The 20,256-nt window shown below is 72.8% G+C and carries 19 protein-coding genes; 10 read left to right on the top strand and 9 right to left on the bottom strand.

Going from position 1 to position 20,256, the window contains the following annotated elements:
• Complete coding sequence (map, locus tag JOL79_RS01940) at window positions 1–849, bottom strand: type I methionyl aminopeptidase (RefSeq protein WP_210153843.1); 849 nt, start codon at window positions 847–849, stop codon at window positions 1–3.
• Between the two features lie 37 nt (window positions 850–886).
• Between map and JOL79_RS01935 the strand changes: the two genes are divergently transcribed.
• Window positions 887–1,069, top strand: a complete 183-nt coding sequence (locus JOL79_RS01935) for a hypothetical protein (protein ID WP_372446716.1) — start codon at window positions 887–889, stop codon at window positions 1,067–1,069.
• A gap of 168 nt (window positions 1,070–1,237) precedes the next feature.
• Here JOL79_RS01935 and JOL79_RS01930 read toward each other — a convergent pair whose 3' ends face one another.
• A complete protein-coding gene (locus tag JOL79_RS01930; RefSeq protein WP_210153842.1) occupies window positions 1,238–1,636 on the bottom strand; it encodes a CBU_0592 family membrane protein in 399 nt (132 codons plus the stop codon).
• A gap of 103 nt (window positions 1,637–1,739) precedes the next feature.
• Here JOL79_RS01930 and JOL79_RS01925 point away from each other — a divergent pair, with 103 nt between their 5' ends.
• Window positions 1,740–2,693, top strand: coding sequence for a LysR family transcriptional regulator (locus JOL79_RS01925; RefSeq protein WP_210153841.1), 954 nt, complete (start codon window positions 1,740–1,742; stop codon window positions 2,691–2,693).
• A 58-nt stretch (window positions 2,694–2,751) separates the two neighbouring features.
• On the opposite strand, the gene JOL79_RS01920 is transcribed toward JOL79_RS01925, so the two are convergent.
• Window positions 2,752–3,333: a hypothetical protein gene (locus JOL79_RS01920; protein WP_210153840.1), complete on the bottom strand. Its 582-nt coding sequence runs from the start codon at window positions 3,331–3,333 to the stop codon at window positions 2,752–2,754.
• A gap of 129 nt (window positions 3,334–3,462) precedes the next feature.
• Between JOL79_RS01920 and JOL79_RS01915 the strand changes: the two genes are divergently transcribed.
• Window positions 3,463–4,608, top strand: coding sequence for a lipase family protein (locus tag JOL79_RS01915; RefSeq protein ID WP_210153839.1), 1,146 nt, complete (start codon window positions 3,463–3,465; stop codon window positions 4,606–4,608).
• A gap of 51 nt (window positions 4,609–4,659) precedes the next feature.
• Window positions 4,660–5,328: an NADPH-dependent F420 reductase gene (npdG, locus tag JOL79_RS01910; RefSeq protein WP_210153838.1), complete on the top strand. Its 669-nt coding sequence runs from the start codon at window positions 4,660–4,662 to the stop codon at window positions 5,326–5,328.
• On the opposite strand, the gene JOL79_RS01905 is transcribed toward npdG, so the two are convergent.
• The 3 genes from JOL79_RS01905 to JOL79_RS01895 all read right to left on the bottom strand — a co-directional run bounded on the left by JOL79_RS01905 (window position 5,315) and on the right by JOL79_RS01895 (window position 8,212).
• Complete coding sequence (locus tag JOL79_RS01905) at window positions 5,315–5,731, bottom strand: hypothetical protein (RefSeq protein ID WP_210153837.1); 417 nt, start codon at window positions 5,729–5,731, stop codon at window positions 5,315–5,317. The two genes, npdG and JOL79_RS01905, sit on opposite strands and share 14 nt — an antisense overlap.
• 157 nt (window positions 5,732–5,888) lie before the next feature.
• Window positions 5,889–6,536, bottom strand: a complete 648-nt coding sequence (locus JOL79_RS01900) for a response regulator transcription factor (protein WP_210153836.1) — start codon at window positions 6,534–6,536, stop codon at window positions 5,889–5,891.
• Entirely contained in the window at window positions 6,527–8,212 is a 1,686-nt protein-coding gene (locus tag JOL79_RS01895; protein WP_210153835.1) for a sensor histidine kinase, read from the bottom strand. The genes JOL79_RS01900 and JOL79_RS01895 overlap by 10 nt, the downstream gene beginning before the upstream one ends.
• Window positions 8,213–8,324: 112 nt before the next feature.
• On the opposite strand from JOL79_RS01895, the gene JOL79_RS01890 reads away from it, so the two are divergent.
• The gene (locus tag JOL79_RS01890; protein ID WP_210153834.1) at window positions 8,325–9,521 is read left to right on the top strand and encodes a trans-sulfuration enzyme family protein; all 1,197 of its coding nucleotides are present in this window, start codon (window positions 8,325–8,327) and stop codon (window positions 9,519–9,521) included.
• A gap of 43 nt (window positions 9,522–9,564) precedes the next feature.
• Here the strand turns inward: JOL79_RS01890 and panB are convergent, their stop codons facing one another.
• Complete coding sequence (gene panB / locus JOL79_RS01885) at window positions 9,565–10,410, bottom strand: 3-methyl-2-oxobutanoate hydroxymethyltransferase (protein WP_210153833.1); 846 nt, start codon at window positions 10,408–10,410, stop codon at window positions 9,565–9,567.
• A 291-nt stretch (window positions 10,411–10,701) separates the two neighbouring features.
• Here panB and JOL79_RS01880 point away from each other — a divergent pair, with 291 nt between their 5' ends.
• The 3 genes from JOL79_RS01880 (at window position 10,702) to JOL79_RS01870 (ending at window position 14,349) form a co-directional block, all read left to right on the top strand.
• Window positions 10,702–12,018 (top strand): MFS transporter, encoded by a 1,317-nt coding sequence (locus JOL79_RS01880; RefSeq protein ID WP_307848246.1) that lies wholly within the window; start codon window positions 10,702–10,704, stop codon window positions 12,016–12,018.
• Between the two features lie 134 nt (window positions 12,019–12,152).
• Entirely contained in the window at window positions 12,153–13,715 is a 1,563-nt protein-coding gene (locus tag JOL79_RS01875) for an MFS transporter (protein ID WP_307848245.1), read from the top strand.
• Window positions 13,716–13,722: 7 nt separating this feature from the next.
• The gene (locus tag JOL79_RS01870; RefSeq protein ID WP_210153832.1) at window positions 13,723–14,349 is read left to right on the top strand and encodes a TetR/AcrR family transcriptional regulator; all 627 of its coding nucleotides are present in this window, start codon (window positions 13,723–13,725) and stop codon (window positions 14,347–14,349) included.
• 61 nt (window positions 14,350–14,410) lie between these two features.
• On the opposite strand, the gene JOL79_RS01865 is transcribed toward JOL79_RS01870, so the two are convergent.
• The gene (locus tag JOL79_RS01865) at window positions 14,411–16,162 is read right to left on the bottom strand and encodes an NAD+ synthase (RefSeq protein ID WP_210153831.1); all 1,752 of its coding nucleotides are present in this window, start codon (window positions 16,160–16,162) and stop codon (window positions 14,411–14,413) included.
• Window positions 16,163–16,223: 61 nt separating this feature from the next.
• Window positions 16,224–17,450: an MDR family MFS transporter gene (locus tag JOL79_RS01860; RefSeq protein ID WP_307848244.1), complete on the bottom strand. Its 1,227-nt coding sequence runs from the start codon at window positions 17,448–17,450 to the stop codon at window positions 16,224–16,226.
• A gap of 71 nt (window positions 17,451–17,521) precedes the next feature.
• Between JOL79_RS01860 and JOL79_RS01855 the strand changes: the two genes are divergently transcribed.
• Both JOL79_RS01855 and glnA read left to right on the top strand, forming a co-directional pair.
• Window positions 17,522–18,517 (top strand): ArsR/SmtB family transcription factor, encoded by a 996-nt coding sequence (locus JOL79_RS01855; RefSeq protein WP_210153830.1) that lies wholly within the window; start codon window positions 17,522–17,524, stop codon window positions 18,515–18,517.
• Window positions 18,518–18,625: 108 nt separating this feature from the next.
• Window positions 18,626–19,987, top strand: a complete 1,362-nt coding sequence (glnA, locus tag JOL79_RS01850) for a type I glutamate--ammonia ligase (protein WP_210153829.1) — start codon at window positions 18,626–18,628, stop codon at window positions 19,985–19,987.
• Window positions 19,988–20,256: the final 269 nt, after the last annotated feature.

Below are 20,256 nucleotides of genomic sequence, written 5' to 3'. Positions count from 1 at the left end.
CTACGGCAGGGTGAGGATCTCGCTGCCCGTCTCGGTGACGAGGATCGTGTGCTCGAACTGGGCGGTGCGCTTGCGGTCCTTCGTGACGGCGGTCCAGCGGTCGGGCCAGATCTCGTAGTCGATGGTGCCGAGCGTGAGCATCGGCTCGATCGTGAACGTCATGTTCGGCACCAGCGTGACCGACAGCGACGGGTCGTCGTAGTGGGGCACGATCAGCCCCGAGTGGAACGACGTCGCGATGCCGTGTCCGGTGAAGTCGCGCACCACGCCGTAGCCGAAGCGTTTGGCGTAGGCCTCGATGACCCGGCCGACGATGTTGAGCTGCCGCCCGGGGGCCACCGCCTTGATCGCCCGCATCATCGCCTCGCGGGTCCGCTCGACCAGCAGCCGCGACTCCTCGTCGACCTCGCCGACGAGGAACGTCGCGTCGGTGTCCCCGTGGACGCCGCCGATGAAGGCGGTGATGTCCACGTTGATGATGTCGCCGTCGTTGAGCACGGTGTCGTCGGGGATGCCGTGGCAGATGACCTCGTTGATCGAGGTGCACAGCGACTTGGGGTAGCCGCGGTAGCCGAGCGTCGAGGGATAGGCGCCGTGGTCGCACAGAAACTCGTGCCCGATGCGGTCGAGCTCGTCGGTGGTCACCCCGGGGGCGACGTGCCGGCCGACCTCCTCCAGCGCCTGCGCCGCGATCCGCCCCGCGACCCGCATCAGCTCGACGGTCTCCGGCGTCTGGACGTCGCCGCCGCCCTTCTTCGGCTCGGGCCTGCCCACGTACTCGGGGCGCGGAATCGAGGCGGGGACCTTGCGCGTGGGTGAGATTCGGCCAGGACGGAGGAGCGTCGTCATGGCGACAAGTCTAGTTGCGCGCACAGAGGGCACGATGATGAGCGTGAGCGATCAATGGTGGTTCTGTCTCAAGCACATGCGGGTGGAGCCGGAGAAGGGCTGCCCCAACAAGGACCGGCTCGGCCCCTACGAGTCGGAGAGCGCCGCTGCGGACGCCCTGAAAACAGCGTCGGAGCGCAACAAGGCCTGGGCCGAGAAGGACCGCGAATGGGACGAGTGACCGTGGCCGGCCGGCGCCCCTGCTGATGCCGGGCTGACACCGGAGCGACGCCGCCGGGGCAGCGCCGCCCCGGGCGTGTCATCGGCGTGTCATCGGCGTGTCACTCCCGCATGGGGCCCCCGCATGCGACCCCGGCGTGTCCCCCTCCCGGCGTGCCACCCCGGCACGTCACCCCACGGGGGCCGGCTCCCGGCCGTACTCGCGTGCTGTGTCCCCTGGGGTGTCCCGCACTGTGTCCCCCGGGGTGTCCCCCGGGGTGTCCTGCGCTGTCTCCTGCGCCGCGCCGTCCGCCGGGCCTGGTCCGGCGGCGGCCCGGCGGGCGGCTGCCCGCCTGCTGACGAGCCGGCCCAGGGTGAACACGCCGATCCCGCTCCACACCATGTTGAGCACGGCGGACGGCCACGCGCTGTGGTAGCCGCTGTTCACCATGAGCGTGACCGCCCCGGCGAGGTTGAGGACCTGGAAGGCGGTGCCGTCCCCGGACATCCTCCCGGCCGACACCATGGCGTAGCCGTAGAGCATGACAACGGCTCCGACGGTTCCGACAATCGTGATCAATGTGGACATGCGACTACCGTCCCCCGGCCGGAATTCTCATGGTCCGATGATCCCGCCCATTCGAAATGTAGGGCAAGTGAAGATTCCTTAAGCCTTGCGTAAGCTCTGCTGTATGGACATCGACCCCCGCCGGCTGCGGATCCTGCACGAGGTGGCCCGCAGGGGCGGCGTGATGAAGGCGGCCGAGTCGCTGCACCTGACCCCGTCCGCGGTTTCGCAGCAGCTCGCCCAGCTCGAACGGGAGGTCGGCCTCGCGCTCGTCGACCGCTCGCAGCGCCGGGTCGCCCTCACCCCGGCCGGCCGGGTGCTCGCCGTGCACGCCGAACGGATCGAGGAGCAGCTCGCCGAGGCGCGTCAGGAGCTCAACCGCTTCACCGAACGCCTGTCGGGACCCGTCACGATCGCCGCCTTCCACACGGTGATCCGCCACCTGCTCGTCCCCGCGCTGTCCGATCTCGCCGTACGGCACCCGCGCATCACGCCGGTGATCCGCGAGCTGCTCGGCCCGGGAGCCATGCGGGAGCTCAGGCTGGGCGGGGTCGACCTCGTCGTGGCCGAGCGGGACACGAGCCGGCCCGCGGGCTCGCCGCCGTCGATCTCGCGGCACGCCCTGCTCGACGACGAGTACCGCATCGTCGCGCCGCCCGCCTGGGCGTCCACCGTGCGGACCGTGGCCGATCTGGCCGAGCTGCCGTGGGTGGCCGGACTGCCCGACCAGGCCTGCGGGCAGGCGCTGGAACGGCTCGCCCAGCTGCACGGCTTCACGCCGCGCCGGGCCCACGTGATCGGCGAGTTCCCGCCCGTCCTCGCGCTGGTGGCCGCCGGGCAGGGCGTGGCGATCGTGCCCTCGCTCGCCCTGCTGGACGTGCCTCCCGGCGAGGTCGAGGTCACCCGCGTCCGCGGGGTCGGCGCGCGCCGGATCGAGGCGCTGACCCGCGTGAGCCGTACGACCTCGGGTGAGCCCGACCCGGTGCAGGCCGTGGTCGTCGAGGCGCTGGCCGAGGCGGCGGCGGGCGCGGCCCGGCAGGTGGGCGAGCTGAGCGGGCCCGGCGGCGGCGAGAGCTGAGGCGGCGGGGCCGGCGGCTCGGTGCGGCCGGCCGGGGGAGAACGACCCGATCGGGCCCTCAGTCGCTGACACGGGGACCGGTGACGCGGTCGGCCAGGCGGGCCAGCCGCTCGCGCAGCCCCGGTCGTCGCGTGATCTCCCCGGCCGCCGCGCTGACCAGGTGCTGCGCGCCGTCGAAGCTCAGCGCCGCCCCCTCCTGCGGAATGACCACGGCGTCGTGGGCCAGCGACTCCAGCTCGGGATCGCCGCCGTCCAGGGCGAGGATGGTCGCGCCCGTGCGCCGGGCGTCGTCCACCCGTTCCAGCAGCGGCACCGGCGCCCGGCTCTCCGCCACCACGAAGAGCGTCTCGCCGCGGCCGGCGCCGCGGATGCGGTCGAGCCCCACCCGCAGGTGGGTCGGCGCGTCCGGCGGCGGCTGCCAGCGGACCAGCGTGGGGGAGAGCTGGGCCAGGCCCGACAGCCGGGCCTCGTCGGCCAGGTGGGCGGTCATGTGCCACGGCTCGTCGTCCGGGGTGCCGACGACGAGCAGGCCCCCCGGAGACCGGGTGGTCCGGAGGGCGAGGCCGAGATCGCGGGTGCGCTCCAGCCAGCCGGTCGAGGCGAGCACCTCGCGGAGCAGGTTCACCGATGCGGCGTCCATGTGGCCATCGTGCCCGACGCGCCGGTACGAGGGCGGCCGTTCCGGCCCCTTGACACGGAGTCACCTCAACGTCACGATCGGTCGACGGCGCCGTCGTCGAACGTGATCCGATCGCCGGAAGGCGGCTTCATGCACCTCCGTTCTCGCGCCATCCTGTCCGTGATCGGGGTCTTCCTCCTGCTGCCGGTCCTGGCCGGTCCCGCCCGCGCGGTCGTCGCGGGCGAGATCGTCGAAGCGCGATCCACCACGGTCTACGTGGTCCCGGGAAAACTGCTGAAGGTGCCGGTGCGCGCCTGGCACCTGCTCTACCGGTCCACCACGGCCACCGGGGAGCCGGACGTCGTGTCCGGCACGCTCCTCGTGCCCAGGACGCCGTACGCGGGCCGCCGACCGATCGTGGGATACGCCGTGGGCACCCACGGGCTGGGCGACCGGTGCGCGGCCTCCGCCGCCATGTCGAGAGGCACCGAGGCGGAGCTCGTCCTGATGAGCCTGCTGCTGGCCAAGGGCTGGGCCGTCGCCGTCACCGACTACGAGGGGCTCGGCACCCCGGGGCCGCACACGTACATGGCCGGGCTGTCACAGGGGCACGCCGTGCTCGACTCGATCAGGGCGGCCGCCCGCGTGCCCGGCGCGGACCTGTCCGCCGACGCCCCCGTCGTCGTCATGGGCTACTCCCAGGGCGGGGCGTCGGCCGCGTGGGCCGCCGAGCTCCAGCCGTCGTACGCCTCCGAGCTGCGCCTTCGTGGCGTCGCGGCGGGCGGGGTGCCGGCCGATTTGGGAGCGGTGGCCGGCCACCTCGACGGCACCGCCGAGTTCGGCCTGGCCGCCGCCGCGGGCATGGGACTCGACGCCGCCTACCCGGAGCTCCGCCTGGCCGACCACCTGACCCCCCAGGGGGCGGCCCTGTTCGCCGCGGCGGGCGACGACTGCGTGCTGCGCCTGCGGTCCCGGTTCGCCGGGCACCGGCTGTCCGACTACACGACCACCGACGTCATGAGCCTTCCCGAGTGGCGGGCGCGGCTGGCGGAGAACCGGCTCGGCGGGTCCGCGCCGCGGGCGCCGCTCTTCCTCTACCACGCCGGCCACGACGAGGTCGTCCCGTACGCCGTGGGCCGGGCCCTGCGTGAGCGCTACTGCGCGCGGGGAGCCGACGTGCTGTGGGCCCGGGTGCCCGCGCCGAGCCACGTGCTGGGCGCGGCCGAGGGAGGGCCGCTCGCGGTGGCCTGGCTGGTCTCCCGTGTCCTCGGCCTGCCCGCCGTCGGCAACTGCTGACGCGCGCCCCGGCGGGACGGGCCCGTCGCGGAGGCTGGCATCATCGATCACATGGCAGAGCACACCACGGATCTTCCCGACGTCTCGACGCTGACCATCGGCATCCTGGGCGGGACCGGCGACCAGGGCAGGGGCCTGGCCGTCCGGTTCGCGGCGGCGGGCCACACCGTGCTGATCGGGTCGCGCAGCGCGGAACGGGCCCAGCGGGCCGCCGAGGAGATCGGGGCGCGGGGCGCGGACAACGCCACCGTCGCGGCCGAGGCCGACCTGGTCATCGTCGCCGTGCCGTGGGACGGACACCGCGCCCTGCTGGAGTCCCTGCGGGAGCCGCTCACCGGCAAGATCGTGGTCGACTGCGTGAACCCGCTCGGCTTCGACAAGCAGGGCGCCTACGCGCTGCCCGTGGAGGAGGGCAGCGCCGCGCAGCAGGCCGCCGCCGTGCTGACCGGCAGCCGCGTCGTCGCGGCCTTCCACCACGTGTCGGCGTCGCTGCTGCTCGACCCGTCCGTGCCCGGGATCGATCTCGACATCCTCGTCCTGGGCGACGACCGGGAGGCGACCGACATCGTGCGGGCTCTCGCGTCCCGGATCCCCGGCGCCCGCGGCGTGTACGGGGGACGGCTGCGCAACGCCCACCAGATCGAGGCGCTGACCGCCAACCTCATCTCGATCAACCGCCGCTACAAGGCGCACGCCGGGATCCGGGTCACGGACGTCTAGCGGAATCGGGCCCGGCCGGTGACGGCCACCCGGTGATCGCCAGCGCGGCCGCGGCGGCGACGCAGGGGACGATCAGCGCGATGTGGTTCGCCCCTTCCGCGAAGGCTCCCCGCGTGGCGTACGTGCACAGCGACACCGTCCACACGGCCGCCGCCCAGGCGAAAGCGAAGATCATCGCCGGGGCGGCGAGCCGTCCCCGCACGACCGTCGCCCCCGCGAGGAGCAGGGTGAGGACGGCGTCGGGCAGCAGGAAGGGATTGCCCGCGCGGATCGCGTCCGACGTGACGAAATAGACCGCCATCACGAGTGTCAGCGCGGCCGCCACCCATCGGCTCCCCGTCGTCACCCGCCGCGTCCACGCCTCCCGTGCCGTCGCCCGCCCTGTTGTCACCGTCGGCGTCATCTCGGACTCCGTTCTCGTCGCCTGCGTCACGGCGACCCAGTCTGCGTACTCCCGGCGGGCGCGGGTAGCCGGGCAGCACGGGGGGCGCGGGCGGCCGTCCGCACCCGAGGGGGCCGGAGGAGGTGCGGTCAACCGCACCATCCCGGCGCCGGGGTGCTCAGGCGTTGAGATAGCGGAGGACGGCCAGCACCCGGCGGTGGTCGCCGGGGCTCGCGGCGAGCCCGAGCTTGCCGAAGATGCTCGTGCAGTGTTTCTCGACGGTCCGCTCCGCGACGCCCAGCCGCTCCGCGATGGCCTGGTTGGTGCGGCCCTCCGCCATCAGTGCGAGCACCTCCCGCTCCCGGCCGCTGAGCTCACGCAACGGGTCGCCGCTCCGGTCGTGCCGGCCGACCAGGTGATCGATCACGATCGGGTCGAACGCGGAGCCGCCGCCACCGACCCGGCGGACGGCCGCAGTGAACTCGGCGAGGTCGCCGACCCGGTCCTTGAGGAGGTATCCGACGCCGCCCGCGCCCTGGTCGAGCAGCTCACGGGCGTAGCTGACCCGGACGTACTGCGACAGGACCAGCACGCCGGTGCCGCGATGGGCGCGGCGGATCTCGCGGGCCGCCCGCAGCCCCTCGTCGGTGCGGGTCGGCGGCAGGCGGATGTCGACGACCGCCACGTCCGGCCGGTGCCGGGTCACCGCGTCGAGCAGAGCTGGCGAGTCCTCCACGGCCGCCACGACGGTGCACCCGCCCTCGGCCAGCAGCCGCGCGATGCCCTCGCGCAGCAGCATGTTGTCCTCGGCGATGACTACGCGCACGGCAGCACCGCCCGGATCCGCGTGCCACTCCCGGCGGCACTGTCGATCAGCAGCGTCCCGCCGCCCTCGGCGACGCGGCCGGTCAGCCCGCGCAATCCCGATCCGCGCTCGGGGTCCGCGCCGCCCCGCCCGTCGTCGCCCACCTCGACGAGCAGCCCGCCGCCGAGGGGGCCGACGGTCACGTGCGCGCGGCCCGCTCCGGCGTGCTTGACCACGTTGGCCAGGCCCTCGGCGACGACGTAGTACGCCACCGTCTCGGCCTGCTCGGGGACGGCGTCCGGGACGTCGAGCGCCAGCCGCACCGGCAGCGGGGCGAGCGCCGCGAGCTCCCGGATCGCGCCGGCGAGACCCCGCTCGCTGAGCACGGGCGGGTGGATGCCCTGGGACAGGGCGCGCAACTCGCCGAGCACGGCGAGCGCGGTCTCCTTCGCCTCGCCGACGAGCGCGAGGGCGGGGGCGGGACCTTCGCGCAGCGCCGACTCCGCCAGCCCCAGCGTCAGCGGGATGGACAGCAGGCGCTGCTGCACCCCGTCGTGCAGGTCGCGCTCCAGACGGCGGCGTTCCGTCTCCGCCGCCCGCAGGATCCGGCCGCGGGACTCCTCCAGCTCGTGCAGCCGGGCCCGCAGCTCGGCGGTGAGCCGCTCGTGGGCGAGGGCGAGCCCGGCCGCCGCGCAGGCCGCCTCCAGGAGCTCCGGGTCGTCCAGCAGTGCCGGGTCGTGCACGACCACTGCCAGCGGAGTGCTCTCGTGGTCGACCCGGGTGACCACCCTGCCGTCCTCCGGAGGCAGGCGCAGAGGCCGGCCCGCGGTGTCCACGTACCGGCCGGGGGAGTCGGGGCCGGCGCCCCGCGGCAGGTCAGGGCCGGGCGTGCGATAGCCCACCCGCAGATCCGGGTCGTGCAGCGCGCGGGCGAGGGCGCGCTCGACACCGTCGGGCCGGACGGGGCCGCGCAGCCGCACCACCAGCTCCGCGACGCCGGCCCGGTCGATCTCCCGCCGCACGAGAAGACCGGCGTACGCCAGAGGGACGGCCGCGAGCGCCAGGCGCAGCACGGGCTCGGCCCAGCCCACCGCGACGCCTCCGATCACCGCCGGTTTCAGCGTCGCGAACAGCGCGGCGGCCACCGCGGCCGCGCCGAGCACGGGCCCGGACGACCGCCGTCCGGCCGCGGAGGCGGCCCGCCCGCGGGAGATCTGGACGCCCAGCACCACCAGCCCGCTCACCACCGCGCCGCCCGTGGCGGCCGCCTGGACCGCCGTCGCCGGGATCCGGGCGCCCGCCCACTCCCACGCGCGGGCGGCGCCGAGGAGCGCGACGACGGCCACGCTCAGGTAGGCCAGCGCGGCGGCGGCCCGCCGGGGCCGGGTGGCGAGGCGGCCGGAGGGGAAGGCCAGGACGACATGGGCCAGCACCGCGGCCCACAGCCCGGCCGCCGCCGTCCGCAGGCCGGGCGGACCGGGCCACGGCGCCAGCTTCGCCAGGGCCCACAGCACGCCTACGGCGATCAGCAGCGGGCCCAGCGGACCGGCGGGGCGGCCTCGTACGGCGAGCAGCCCGGCGCCCACGAAGGCCACCGCGACGCCGGCGGCGGTCACGACGGAGATCACCTCGTGCGCCGCGCCGGGAGGGCCGAGACCGGGGAGGGGCGTGGGGACGGGCGTGGGGACGGCGTCCATGGCTTCATCCTGACCGCGGAACCCGGCCTCGGGGGGGCTCTCCGCCACCCGCGTAAACGGTTATCGGGCCCCTGATCTGACAAGTAGGACGTTATCGGTCATTCTGGTCGCCATGAGCTCCCTTCACCCGGAAACCCGTGCCGTCCACCTGCCCCGGCCCGTGATCGAGGGCAGCAGGCCGATCTCCATGCCGATCTACCAGACATCGGGCTTCGTCTTCGACGACCCGGCCGTCTTCGCCGACGGGATGGGCCGGCCCGACGGCGCGTACGTCTACGGCAGGCTGTCCAACCCCACGGTCCGGGCGCTTGAGGAGGCGGTCGCCGGGCTGGAGGGCGGGGTCGCCGCCGTCGCGACCGGCTCCGGAATGGGCGCGATCAACTCCGTGCTGCTCGCCCTGGTGTCGCCCGGCGACCACGTCGTCGCCCAGGGCCCGCTGTACGGCGGCACGGCCCACGCGCTGGCGGACCTGTCCGAGCGGTTCGGCGTGGCCGTCACCTACGTGCCCGAGGCGGACCCGGCCGCGGTCCGGGCCGCCGTCCGGCCCTCCACCCGGCTGCTGTACCTGGAGACGATCGCCAACCCGATGACCCAGGTCGCCGATCTGCCCGGCATGTGCGCGACGGCACGGGAGGCGGGCGTCGTCACCGTCGTGGACAACACCTTCGCCTCGCCCGTGCTGTGCCGCCCCATCGAGCACGGCGCGGACGTCGTCGTCCACTCCGCCACGAAGTATCTGTCCGGGCACACCGACGTCCTCGGCGGCGTCGCCGTCTTCGCGTCCGAGGAACTGCACCGCACGGTCTGGTCGTACGCGCTGGGGCTGGGGGCCACGCCGGATCCGTTCGCGGCCTGGCTGACGCTGCGCGGCATGCAGACCCTGCCGCTGCGCATGGAGCGCCACTGCGCCAACACCCGGGTGCTCGCCACCCGACTCGCCGAGCACCCGGCCGTGTCGGCGGTGCACTGGCCGGGGCTGCCGACGCATCCGTCGCACGAGCTGGCGGCGAAGCTGCTGCCCGACTTCGGCGGCGTCTTCTCCTTCGACCTCGCGGGCGGGCGCGGGGCGGGCGAGGAGTTCATGCGGCGGGTACGGCTGGCGCTGCTCGCGCCGTCGCTCGGCGGGGTGGAGACGCTCATCCTCCATCCCGCCACGACGTCGCACCGGTCGCTGGACGCCGACGCGCTCGCGGCGGCCGGCATCGGCGAGGGAACGGTCAGGGTGGCCGTCGGCATCGAGCATTCCGAGGATCTGTGGGCCGACTTCCGTCAGGCCCTCGACGGGCTCGCCGGGCTCGACGGGGCCTGACCGTCCCGCGCCGGCCGCGCCGATCCGGGGCGGCCGGCGGCGCTCAGCGGTAGCTGTGCTCGCGGGTGGGGAACGCCCCCGAGACGACCTCGTCGGCGAACGCCCGGATCGCCCGGTCCATCTCGCCGGCGAGGTCGAGGTACCTCTTGACGAACTTGGCGGGCTCGGGGGTGAGACCCATGAGGTCCTGCCAGACGAGGACCTGCGCGTCGGTGTACGGCCCGGCGCCGATGCCGATCGTGGGGATGCTCAGCGAGGTCGTCACCCGCTGGGCCAGGTCCTCCGGAACGCACTCGAGCACCAGGGCGAACGCGCCCGCGTGCTGCAGGGCCTTGGCGTCGGCCATCAGCTCGTCGCCCGCCTGGCCGCGTCCCTGCACCCGGTAACCACCGAGGGCGTTGACCGACTGAGGGGTCAGGCCGAGGTGGGCGATGACGGGTATGCCCGCCGACACGAGCAGCTCGACCTGCGGCAGCACCCGCTGGCCGCCCTCCAGCTTCACCGCGTGCGCGCCCGCCTCCTTCATGAAGCGGGCCGCCGTCTCCAGGGCCTGCTGCGGAGAGGCCTGGTAGGAGCCGAACGGCAGATCGGCGACGACCATCGCGCGGGACGAGCCGCGGACGACGGCGGCGGTGAGCGGGATCAGGTCGTCGGTCGTGACGGGCAGGGTCGAGTCGTAGCCGTAGACGACCATGGCGGCCGAGTCGCCGACGAGCATGACGGGGATCCCGGCCTCGTCGAAGACCCTGGCGGTCATCGCGTCGTAGGCCGTCACCATCGGCCACTTCTCGTGCCGTTCCTTCGCGGCCGCGATGTCGCGGACGGTGACTCTGCGGCCCGAACGGCCGCCGTACAGGGCGGTCGTGGTGGCGGTGGACGTACCGGACATGGATGGAACCGGCACAGTGGAAACAGAGGACATGGCTACCTCCAGGCCTCGTGGCGCCCCTATGGCGTCCCCGGACATTCAGATCATCGCATGCCGTCAAGGGCAGCGACACCCCTGTCCCCGGCGAGCGATCCGGCCTGGTGAGACGCCTGCCGGGCCCCGCGATCAGGGCCCCGGGATTACGCCGGGTGGTCCCGTTCCGTCCACCACCCGGTCACCCGGCCCTCGCGCCGGGGTGCGGTAATTGAGTGGCGGAACTGTCGGTGCCACCCGGCACAATGCCGTGCGGAGGTGAGCGAGACGATGGCGATCGAGCCCTATCGGCGGGTCCTGGCCCTGCCGGGCATGCGGGCGTTGCTGCTCGTGGGCCTGATCGCGCGCGTCCCGCTGACCGGAACCGGCATCACGCTGACCCTGCACGTCGTGGGCGACCTGCGGCTCGGGTTCCTGCAGGCGGGCCTGGTCGGGGCGGTGAGCATGGGCGGCTCCGCGCTCGGCTCGCCGATCGCCGGCAGGTTCGTCGACCGCAGCGGCCTGCGGCCGGTGCTCGCGGCGACGACCGCGGCGCAGGCGGCCTTCTGGTGCGCGGCGCCCCATCTGCCCTACCAGGCGCTGCTGGCGGGCTCGCTCGTGGCCGGGGTCCTCAGCCAGCCGGTGTTCGGCGCGATCCGGCAGTGCGTCGCGGCCCTGGTGCCGCAGGCCGACCATCGGACCGGGTTCGCGCTCGACTCCATGGCGGTGGAGGTGTCGTACATGGTGGGGCCCGCCCTCGCGGTGGCGTCCGTCACCGCGTTCGGCGCGCCGGCGACCATGTACGGCGTGGCGGCCGGGCTCGTGGGCGCGGGGCTGGGCCTGTTCCTGCTGAACCCGCCGACCAGGACCGAGGCCGAGTCCGCGGAGCGGGAGGCCGTGCCGCGCCGCCAGTGGCTCCGCCCGGGGCTGATCATGCTGCTGGGCCTGGCGGCGGGGCTGACGTTCGTGCTCACTGCGACGGAGCTGTCCCTGGTGGCCACCCTCAGGCTCGACGGCGCCACCGAGTGGACGGGCCTGGTGGTCGCCCTGTGGGGCGGCTACTCGATGATCGGTGGATTCGTCTACGGCGGCCTCAGCCGGGGGCTGTCCCCGCTGCTGCTGATCGGCGGCCTGGGCGCCGCCACCATGCCGGTGGGCCTGGCGCACGGCGGATGGTGGTGGCTCTGCCTGGCGGTGGTTCCGTGCGGGCTGCTCTGCGCTCCCGCCCTGTCGTCCACCGTCGACGCGGTCAACCGGAGGGTTCCCGCGTCCGCCCGCGGTGAGGCGATGGGCCTGCACGGCACCGCCCTGACCATGGGGGTGGCCGCCGCGGGCCCGCTCGCCGGCGCCGTCGTCGACGGTTACGGGCCCGGCTGGGCCTTCGCGGCGTCGGGGGCTCTGGTGGCGCTCCTCGCGCTCGCGGCGACCCCGTTCCGGCGCGTCCTGAGCCCGCCCGCGGTGCCCGGCCCCGTTGTGGCCGGCGGAGACCTGGCCGGCGGAGACCTGGCCGGTGGCGGCACGGCCGGCGGCGACGCGACCCGTGGAGAGACGGCGGCCGTCGGCGGCGCCGTGCTCGCGGACTCAGCGCGGTCCTGACCGGCCCGTACGGCCGGCGGACGGTCACCGCGCGAGAGTGATCGGCATTGCGAAACGAGTCTGTTGCGTATCGAAATAAAAAGCGCTACGCTCGCGTTGCGAAACAACATCGTATCGAAATTTCTGGGGGGTCAGTGGAAGCGCACACCGGTCACCCACGCCGTTGGCAGGTCCTCGGCGTGATGGTGTTCAGCCTGTTGGCGGTCGTGCTTGACAACACCATTCTCAACGTGGCGATCAAGACGATCGCCGATCCCGTCCACGGCCTGGGTGCCACCCAGAGCGAGCTCGAGTGGGCGATGAACAGCTACACCCTGGTCTTCGCCGGCCTGCTGTTCACCTTCGGGGTGCTCGGCGACCGGTACGGCCGCAAGAAGATGCTCATGACCGGCATGGTCCTGTTCGGCCTCGCATCCCTGGCGAGTGCCTACGCGCAGGACCCGATGCAGCTGATCGGAGCACGGGCGCTGATGGGCCTGGGCGGCGCCGCGATCATGCCGGCGACCCTGGCGATCATCTCGAACGTCTTCCCGATCCACGAGCGGGGCAAGGCCATCGGCATCTGGGCGGGCGGCGTCGGCATCGCCGTCGCGATCGGCCCGATCACCGGCGGCATCCTGCTCGAGCATTTCTGGTGGGGCTCGGTCTTCCTGGTCAACGTGCCGATCGTGCTGATCAGCCTGGCGCTCATCGGCGGCCTGGTGCCCGACTCCAAGGACCCCAACCGCGCCGCCCTCGACCCCGTCGGCGTGCTGCTTTCGATCATCGGCCTGGTGAGCCTCGTCTACGGCATCGTGAAGATCAGCGACCTCGGCACCGTCGCCGACGCCTCGGTCCTCGTGCCGACGCTGGTGGGCCTGGCCATCCTGGCCGCCTTCGTCTGGTACGAGTCGCGGATCGATCACCCCGCCTTCGACGTCCGCAACTTCCGCAACGCGGGCTTCTCCACCGCCATCGCCGCGGTCGGCCTGGTCTTCTTCTCGGCCATGGGCGTGATGTTCTTCCTGGCCTTCTACTGGCAGATCGTCCGCGGCTACACCCCGCTCCAGTCCGGCGCGCTGGTGCTGCCGTTCGCGGCCTCCCAGTTGATCTTCGCTCCGCAGAGCGCGAAGATGGTGCAGAAGTACGGCGCTCGGATGGTGGGCACGGTGGCGATGCTCGTGATCACGCTGGCCCTGGCGGCCTACGCCCTGATCGACGTGAACACCCCGGTGTGGCTGATCCTCGTGCTCGGTTTCGTCCAGGGCGCGGCGATGGCCAACATCATGCCGCCGGCGACCACCGCCATCATGAACGCGCTGCCCAGGGAGAAGGCCGGTGTCGGCTCCTCCATGAGCAACGTCGTGCGCCAGGTCGGCGGCACGCTGGGCATCGCCATCCTCGGCGCGGCCCTGTCGGCCAGCTACCGCAACGGCATGGAGGGCAAGGTGACGGCTCTGCCCGAGCAGCTCCGCCAGGTGGTGACGGAGTCGATCTCGGGGGCGGCCGGGGTCGCCCAGCAGCTCGGCGCCCGCGGCGCCGCGGTGATGAACGCGGCGAACGACGCCTTCGTCTCGGGCATCCACTGGGCCGCCCTCGGATCTGCCGTGGTGGCCCTCATCGGCACCCTCGTCGTGGCACGCTGGATGCCGGGCAAGACGACCGGGCAGGCCCCGGTCGCGCAGGAGGAAGTGCAGAAGGAATCAGCGGTAGTGTGAGCGGGCGATGAGCATGCAGCAGACGGCTGAGGGAATGACCCGCCCAGCGGGCCGGCCCCGGAGCGAGAAGGCGGAGAAGGCCATCATCGACGCCACCCTCGACCTGCTCGGTGAGGGCATCGGGGTGTCGGAGCTGTCGATCGAGGCGATCGCCGCCCGGGCCGGTGTCGGTAAGACGACGATCTATCGCCGCTGGTCCAACAAGGAGGACCTGGTGGTCGACGCGATGGCCACCCTCAAGCCGCCGATCCCGCTGCCGCAGGGTGCGTCCGTGCGGGAGAGCCTGGTCACCTACCTCAAGGTGATCGCCGAGGAGTCTCGCCACCAGCGGACCCGCTGCATCATGAACATCGCGCTGAGCGATCCGGACCGGCACCCGAGGCTGGCCGAGCGGTTCCGGGAGGTCGCCCTGGAACCGCGGCGGGAGATCGTCCGCGCCATCCTCGCCAAGGGCATCGAGACCGGCGAGCTGCGCGGCGACCTCGATGTGGACATCGCGATGGCGATCATCAGCGGTGCCATGATGTGGCAGACGAAGTGGGTCTGGCCGGGCGAGGCCACCGAGGCGCGGCTGCCCGAGCGGATCGTCGAAGAGGCGCTCAAGGGCTTCCGGCAGCGAGCCGCGGAGAACTGATCGGCACAGGACGGGGCCGCTGGTGGTATTCCCACCGGCGGCCCCGTCGCGCGTCCCGGCGTCAGGTGAGCGACTCGCGCCAGCGGTTGGTGATCGGGAGCCGGCGGTCGCGGCCGAAGTTCTTCGGGGTGATCTTGGGCCCCGGCGGATACTGCCGGCGCTTGTACTCGGCGAGGTCGACCAGCCGGATGACCTTGGTCACCAGCTCGGGGTCGTGGCCGGCGGCGATCAGGTCGTCGCGGCCCATGTCCCGCTCCACGTAGTCGCGCAGGAGCGGGTCGAGCACCTCGTACGGCGGGAGCGAGTCGGTGTCCCGCTGGTCCGGCCGCAGCTCGGCGCTCGGCTCCTTGGTGATGGAGTTCTCCGGGATGGGCGGCGTCCCCGGCTGGGCGTTCCGCCACCGCGACAGGTCCCACACCACGCTCTTGAGCACGTCCTTGATCGGCGCGTAGCCGCCGGCCGAGTCGCCGTAGAGGGTGGAGTAGCCGGTGGCGAGCTCGCTCTTGTTGCCCGTGGTGAGGACCAGATGGCCGTGCTCGTTCGACAGGCTCATCAGCAGCATGCCGCGCACGCGGGCCTGCAGGTTCTCGGCCGCCAGCCCGTGCAGCTCGATCTCCTTCTCGAACGCCGCGACGATGTCGGCGATGGGCACGACCCTGCTGTTCAGCCCCTGCCGCCGCACCAGCTCCTCGGCGTCGGCGACCGAGTGCGCGGAGGAGTGGCGGGACGGCATGAGGACCACGTGCACCCGCTCGGGCCCGATGGCGTCGGACGCGATGGTGGCGGTCAGCGCGGAGTCGATGCCGCCGGACAGGCCGAGGATCACCGAGCGGAAGCCGTTCTTGGCGACGTAGTCACGCACGCCCAGGACCAGGGCCGCGTAGATCTCGGCCAGGTCGTCGAGCCGTTCGGCCACGACCGGGGCCACCGGTTCGTACGGCGGGAGCGGCTCAGCCGACAGCAGCAGCCGGTCGACGGTGATGACCGTGCCGTCGAGCGCGTCCACCGGGAGCTCGCCGAGCTCGCCCGCGGCCTCCGGCAGGTCGAGGTCGGTGACCAGCAGGTGCTCCCTGAACTGGGGCGCCCGGGCCACCAGCTCCCCGGAGGCGTCCACGACCAGCGAGTCACCGTCGAAGACCAGCTCGTCCTGGCCGCCGACCATGTTCACGTAGGCGAGCGCGCAGCCCGCCTCTCTGGCCCGCCGGGCGCACAGCTCCAGCCGCACGTCGTCCTTGTTGGTCTCGTACGGCGAGCCGTTCGGCACGACCAGGAGCCCGGCGCCGGCCCCGGCGACGACGGACACCGGCCCCCCCTCCTGCCACAGGTCCTCGCAGACGGCGAGGGCCACGTCGACCCCGTGCAGGCGGAAGATCGGCAACCTGTCGCCACGGATGAAGTAGCGGTACTCGTCGAAGACCCCGTAGTTGGGCAGGTGGTGCTTGGCCGACCTGACGGCCACGCCGCCCCGGTGGAGAACGGCGGCGGCGTCGAGAGGGGAGCCCTTGGGCTGGCCGACGCGGGGGGCGAGGTCGGCGCGGTCGAGATAGCCGACCACCACCGCGAGGTCGCCGAGCCCCTCGTCCGCGAGCCGCGCCGCCACCGCCGACAGGGTGGAGACGGAGGCCTCCACGAACGACGACCGGAGCGTCAGGTCCTCGGCGGGATAGCCGGTCAGGTAGAGCTCGGGGAAGACCACGAGGTGGGCGCCGCGCTCGGCGGCCCGGTGCGTCCACTCGACGAGCCTGTCGGCGTTGCCGGAGATGTCACCGACGACCGGATTGGTCTGGGCGAGAGCGATACGCAGTTGAGGCACGGGACCACCCTAAGCCGTCCCCCTATTTGTCGTCAAAGCGACGATAAGGGGTGATGTGACGTCAGGACTCGGAGTGAGCCGCCTGTTCCGCGGCGGCGGCCCGCCTGCGCACGGCCGGCCCGAGGACGAGCAGCCCCGCCGCAGCCAGCAGCCCGAGACCGCAGGTGACCGGCCACACCACCGAGGGCGAGACGGCGAGCAGCCGGGTCCCCAGCAGGGGCGCGAGGAGGCCACCGGCCGACCAGGCCAGGCCGTACGCGCCGGAGTAGCGGCCGCGCAGGTGGGCGGGGGCGAGGGAGGCGACGATCGCTCCGGGGATGCCCGCGGTGAAGATCTCGCCGACGGTCCAGACGCCGACGGTGAGGGCGTAGCCGGCCGTCGTCGAGACGAGGGCGGTCAGCCCGAGCCCCACGGCCACGAGCACGAAGCCGCCCGCCAGCGTCCGGAACGGGTCGCGCCGGGACACCCAGGAGTTGGTGAGCGGCTGCACCAGCACGATCAGCACGCCGTTGACGGCCATCGCGACGCCGTACGCGCCGGGCGTCAGGCCCCCTCCCGTCATGGCGAGCGGCAGCGTGGTGTAGGCCTGCAGGTAGACCAGCGCGTACCCGAAGCTGATCAGCACGAACACGGCCATGGGCCGGTCGCGGAACACGGCGGCGAATCCGCCCTCCTGCCGCTCCTCGCGCGCGGGCCGCCGCTCGGGGATCGCCCGCCACACCAGCACCCCGAAGACGAGGGAGGTGATCGCGTCCACCCAGAAAAGGACGGTGAAGCCCGACCGGACCAGCCAGCCCCCGCTGACCATGGCGACGGCGAAGCCGAGGTTGATGGCCCAGAACAGCAGCCCGTACGCCCGGGGCCGGTCGTCCGGCGACACCAGGTCGGCGACGAGCGCCTGGGACGCCGGGCGGTAGGCGTCCACCACGACACCCAGCACGAGCATCGCCACGACGATGCCGGCCAGGCTCGTCGTGTAGCCGAGGGCGACGAAGGTGACCGCCGTCGCCGTCATCCCGCCGGTCAGGGTCACCCGGCGCCCGAAGCGGTCGGTCAGCCAGCCGGCGACCGGCTGCGACAGCAGCGAGCCCGCGCCGAACGTCGTCATCACGAGCCCGGCGGCGGCGAGGGACATGCCGCGCGCCTGGGTGAGGTAGATGCCGATGAACGGCTCCACCATCGTGCCGAGGCGGTTCACGAGGGTGCCGGCGAACAGCACCCAGAACGCGCGGGGCAGCCCGCCGAGCCGCGATTGGAGGAATCCTGGTCTCTCGATCACCGTGGTCACGAGGCCACCCTTGGACACCCGCCTCCCGGCATGCCAATGTTTTAGCGAGAGCTGAAGGGTCGGGGGGTTCCGTGGCGGTGGAGTGGCGGTTCACGCCGGACGACGTGGCGCGGCTGCGGTTCGCGTTCTCCCCGTTGTGGGAGCTGGTCACCAGTCTCCGGGTGCTGCGGTCCCCGGCCCGTCACTCGCTGCACCTGCCCTGGATCCGGACCGTGCGACCGCGCCTTCGCGGGCTCGACCTGACCGAGCTGTTCGCCCTCGTGCCGGTCGCCGGCTACATGCCCGACTTCCTGACGCCGCCGCCGGACACGCCGCTGCCCGACTTCGGCGCCGAGCTGGAGCGGGTGCGGCGGACCGACCCGCTGATCGCGGCCGACGAGGTGGCCTGGGTGCCCGGAGCGGACCCCGCGGCGCTCGCGCGGTTCAGGGACGACCCCGCCGAGGGCGTCCGCCGGGTGACCGACCGGCTGGGGGAGTACTGGACCGTCGCGTTCGAGGAGTCGTGGCCGCGCGTCCGGGCGCTGCTGGAGGCCGATGTGATGTGGCGCTCCCGGCGGCTGGCGGCCGGCGGGGTGCGTGAGCTGTTCGCCGACCTCCACCCCTCGATCGGCTGGCACGGCGACCGGCTCGTGACGGCGAAGCGGCACTCGTACGCCGGCGACATCGGAGGGGAGGGCCTGGTGCTCGTGCCGAGCGCGTTCACCTGGCCGGACGTCCTGGTGATGTACGAGCCGTACCAGCCGATGATCGGCTACCCGGCCCGCGGCGTCGGCGCGCTGTGGTCGCAGGGGTCGCCCTGCACGCCGAGGGCGCTGTCGGCGCTGCTGGGCCGTACCCGCGCGCAGATCCTGACGGCCCTGGACGAGCCGGGCTCGACCACCGGCCTCGCCCGGCGGCTGGATCTGACGCCCGGCGCGGTCAGCCAGCACCTCACGGTGCTGCACGATGGGGGCCTGGTGACACGGCAGCGGCTCGGCCGGGAGGTCCTCTACCGGCGGACCGCGATGGGCGACGCGCTCGCCCTCGGGCCCGACCGCGCGCGGGCCCGGGTCGCGCCGGGGCAGTGAGGTGTCTCACGCCAGGTGGAGGCGACCTCACACCCCCTCGTAACCCCTGTGAAACACACGAAGGGCACACTGGTAAGTGCCCAGACCTGTATTCCCGAGAGGTACGCCTTGGACCGCCAGCAGGAGTTCGTCCTCCGTACGCTCGAAGAGCGAGACATCCGGTTCATCCGGCTGTGGTTCACCGACGTGCTCGGCTTCCTCAAGTCCGTGGCGATCGCGCCCGCGGAGCTGGAGGGCGCCTTCGCCGAGGGGATCGGTTTCGACGGCTCGTCCATCGAGGGCTTCTCCCGCGTGTACGAGTCCGACATGCTGGCCAAGCCCGACCCGGCCACCTTCCAGATACTGCCGTGGCGCAGTGAGTCGCCGGGCGCCGCCCGCATGTTCTGCGACATCCTGATGCCGGACGGCTCCCCGTCGCACGCCGACCCCCGGTGGGTGCTGAAGCGCACCCTCGCGAAGGCGGCCGACATGGGCTTCACCTTCTACACGCATCCCGAGGTCGAGTTCTTCCTGCTGCGGCAGCGGCCGGAGAAGGGCGAGCGGCCCCTGCCCATAGACGAGGGCGGCTACTTCGACCACACACCGCACAGTGCCGGGCACGACTTCCGGCGCAACGCGATCATGATGCTGGAGTCGATGGGCATCTCGGTGGAGTTCAGCCACCACGAGGGCGCCCCCGGCCAGCAGGAGATCGACCTGCGCTACGCCGACGCGCTCACCACGGCCGACAACATCATGACGTTCCGCCTGGTCATGAAGGAGGTCGCGCTGGAGCAGGGCGTGTGGGCCTCGTTCATGCCCAAGCCGTTCACCGACTACCCCGGCTCCGGCATGCACACCCACATGTCGCTGTTCGAGGGCGACAGGAACGCCTTCTACGAGCCCGGCGCCGACTACCAGCTCTCCAAGATCGGCCGGTCGTTCATCGGCGGGCTGCTGCGGCACGCCCCCGAGATCACCGCCGTCTGCAACCAGTGGGTGAACTCCTACAAGCGGCTGTGGGGCGGCGCGGAGGCGATCGCCGGGGCCGGCGGTGAGGCGCCCGCGTACGTCTGCTGGGGCCACAACAACCGGTCCGCGCTGGTCCGGGTGCCCATGTACAAGCCGCACAAGGGCGGCTCGACCCGGATCGAGTTCCGCTCGCTCGACTCCTCGTGCAATCCCTACCTCGCCTTCGCGGTCATCCTGGCCGCCGGCCTCAAGGGCATCGAGCAGGGGTACGAGATGCCGGCGGGCGCCGAGGACGACGTGTGGGCGCTGACGTCGGCCGAGCGGCGCGCGCTCGGCATCCAGCCGCTGCCGCAGTCGCTCGACGAGGCCATCGCGGCGATGGAGCACAGCGAGCTGGTCGCCGAGACGCTCGGCGAGCACGTCTTCGACTACTTCCTGCGCAACAAGCGGACCGAGTGGCAGGAGTACCGCCGTCAGGTCACCGAGTTCGAGCTCGGCCGCTACCTGCCGGTCCTGTGAACCACCGGTAGCGCGCCTTCCCCGGCCGGTGGACGTCACCGGCCGGGCCGCCGCCTCATCGGCCGGGTCTGCCGCGCGCCGTGCGTGCGGGCCCGCCCGGACGGGCGGATGGCGTCATGGCGGCGTTACAGTCCGCTAATGATCCTGACACTCCCGCATGTTTTTCTGATGTCCTGCCAGGAACAGTAAAATCGGCCTGCGTGTTAGGTCGTTTACTGACGAGCTTTTCGGCATGTGACATGGGGAGGGGCGTATCTCTATGAGGACGG

This window comes from Microbispora oryzae (assembly GCF_017896165.1).
Classification (GTDB): domain Bacteria; phylum Actinomycetota; class Actinomycetes; order Streptosporangiales; family Streptosporangiaceae; genus Microbispora; species Microbispora oryzae.
Note: the sequence above shows the minus strand (reverse complement) of the source record. Positions and strands in the feature narration are given on the sequence as shown.

Bases quoted from the DNA above. Each gene is read 5' to 3' on its own strand.
- JOL79_RS01920 (WP_210153840.1), bottom strand. From the start codon at position 3,333: ATGGACGCCGCATCGGTGAACCTGCTCCGCGAGGTGCTCGCCTCGACC.
- JOL79_RS01935 (WP_372446716.1), top strand. From the start codon at position 887: ATGAGCGTGAGCGATCAATGGTGGTTCTGTCTCAAGCACATGCGGGTG.
- JOL79_RS01915 (WP_210153839.1), top strand. From the start codon at position 3,463: ATGCACCTCCGTTCTCGCGCCATCCTGTCCGTGATCGGGGTCTTCCTC.
- JOL79_RS01870 (WP_210153832.1), top strand. From the start codon at position 13,723: ATGAGCATGCAGCAGACGGCTGAGGGAATGACCCGCCCAGCGGGCCGG.
- panB (WP_210153833.1), bottom strand. From the start codon at position 10,410: ATGTCCGGTACGTCCACCGCCACCACGACCGCCCTGTACGGCGGCCGT.
- JOL79_RS01895 (WP_210153835.1), bottom strand. From the start codon at position 8,212: ATGGACGCCGTCCCCACGCCCGTCCCCACGCCCCTCCCCGGTCTCGGC.
- JOL79_RS01925 (WP_210153841.1), top strand. From the start codon at position 1,740: ATGGACATCGACCCCCGCCGGCTGCGGATCCTGCACGAGGTGGCCCGC.
- map (WP_210153843.1), bottom strand. From the start codon at position 849: ATGACGACGCTCCTCCGTCCTGGCCGAATCTCACCCACGCGCAAGGTC.
- JOL79_RS01930 (WP_210153842.1), bottom strand. From the start codon at position 1,636: ATGTCCACATTGATCACGATTGTCGGAACCGTCGGAGCCGTTGTCATG.
- npdG (WP_210153838.1), top strand. From the start codon at position 4,660: ATGGCAGAGCACACCACGGATCTTCCCGACGTCTCGACGCTGACCATC.
- JOL79_RS01905 (WP_210153837.1), bottom strand. From the start codon at position 5,731: ATGACGCCGACGGTGACAACAGGGCGGGCGACGGCACGGGAGGCGTGG.
- JOL79_RS01890 (WP_210153834.1), top strand. From the start codon at position 8,325: ATGAGCTCCCTTCACCCGGAAACCCGTGCCGTCCACCTGCCCCGGCCC.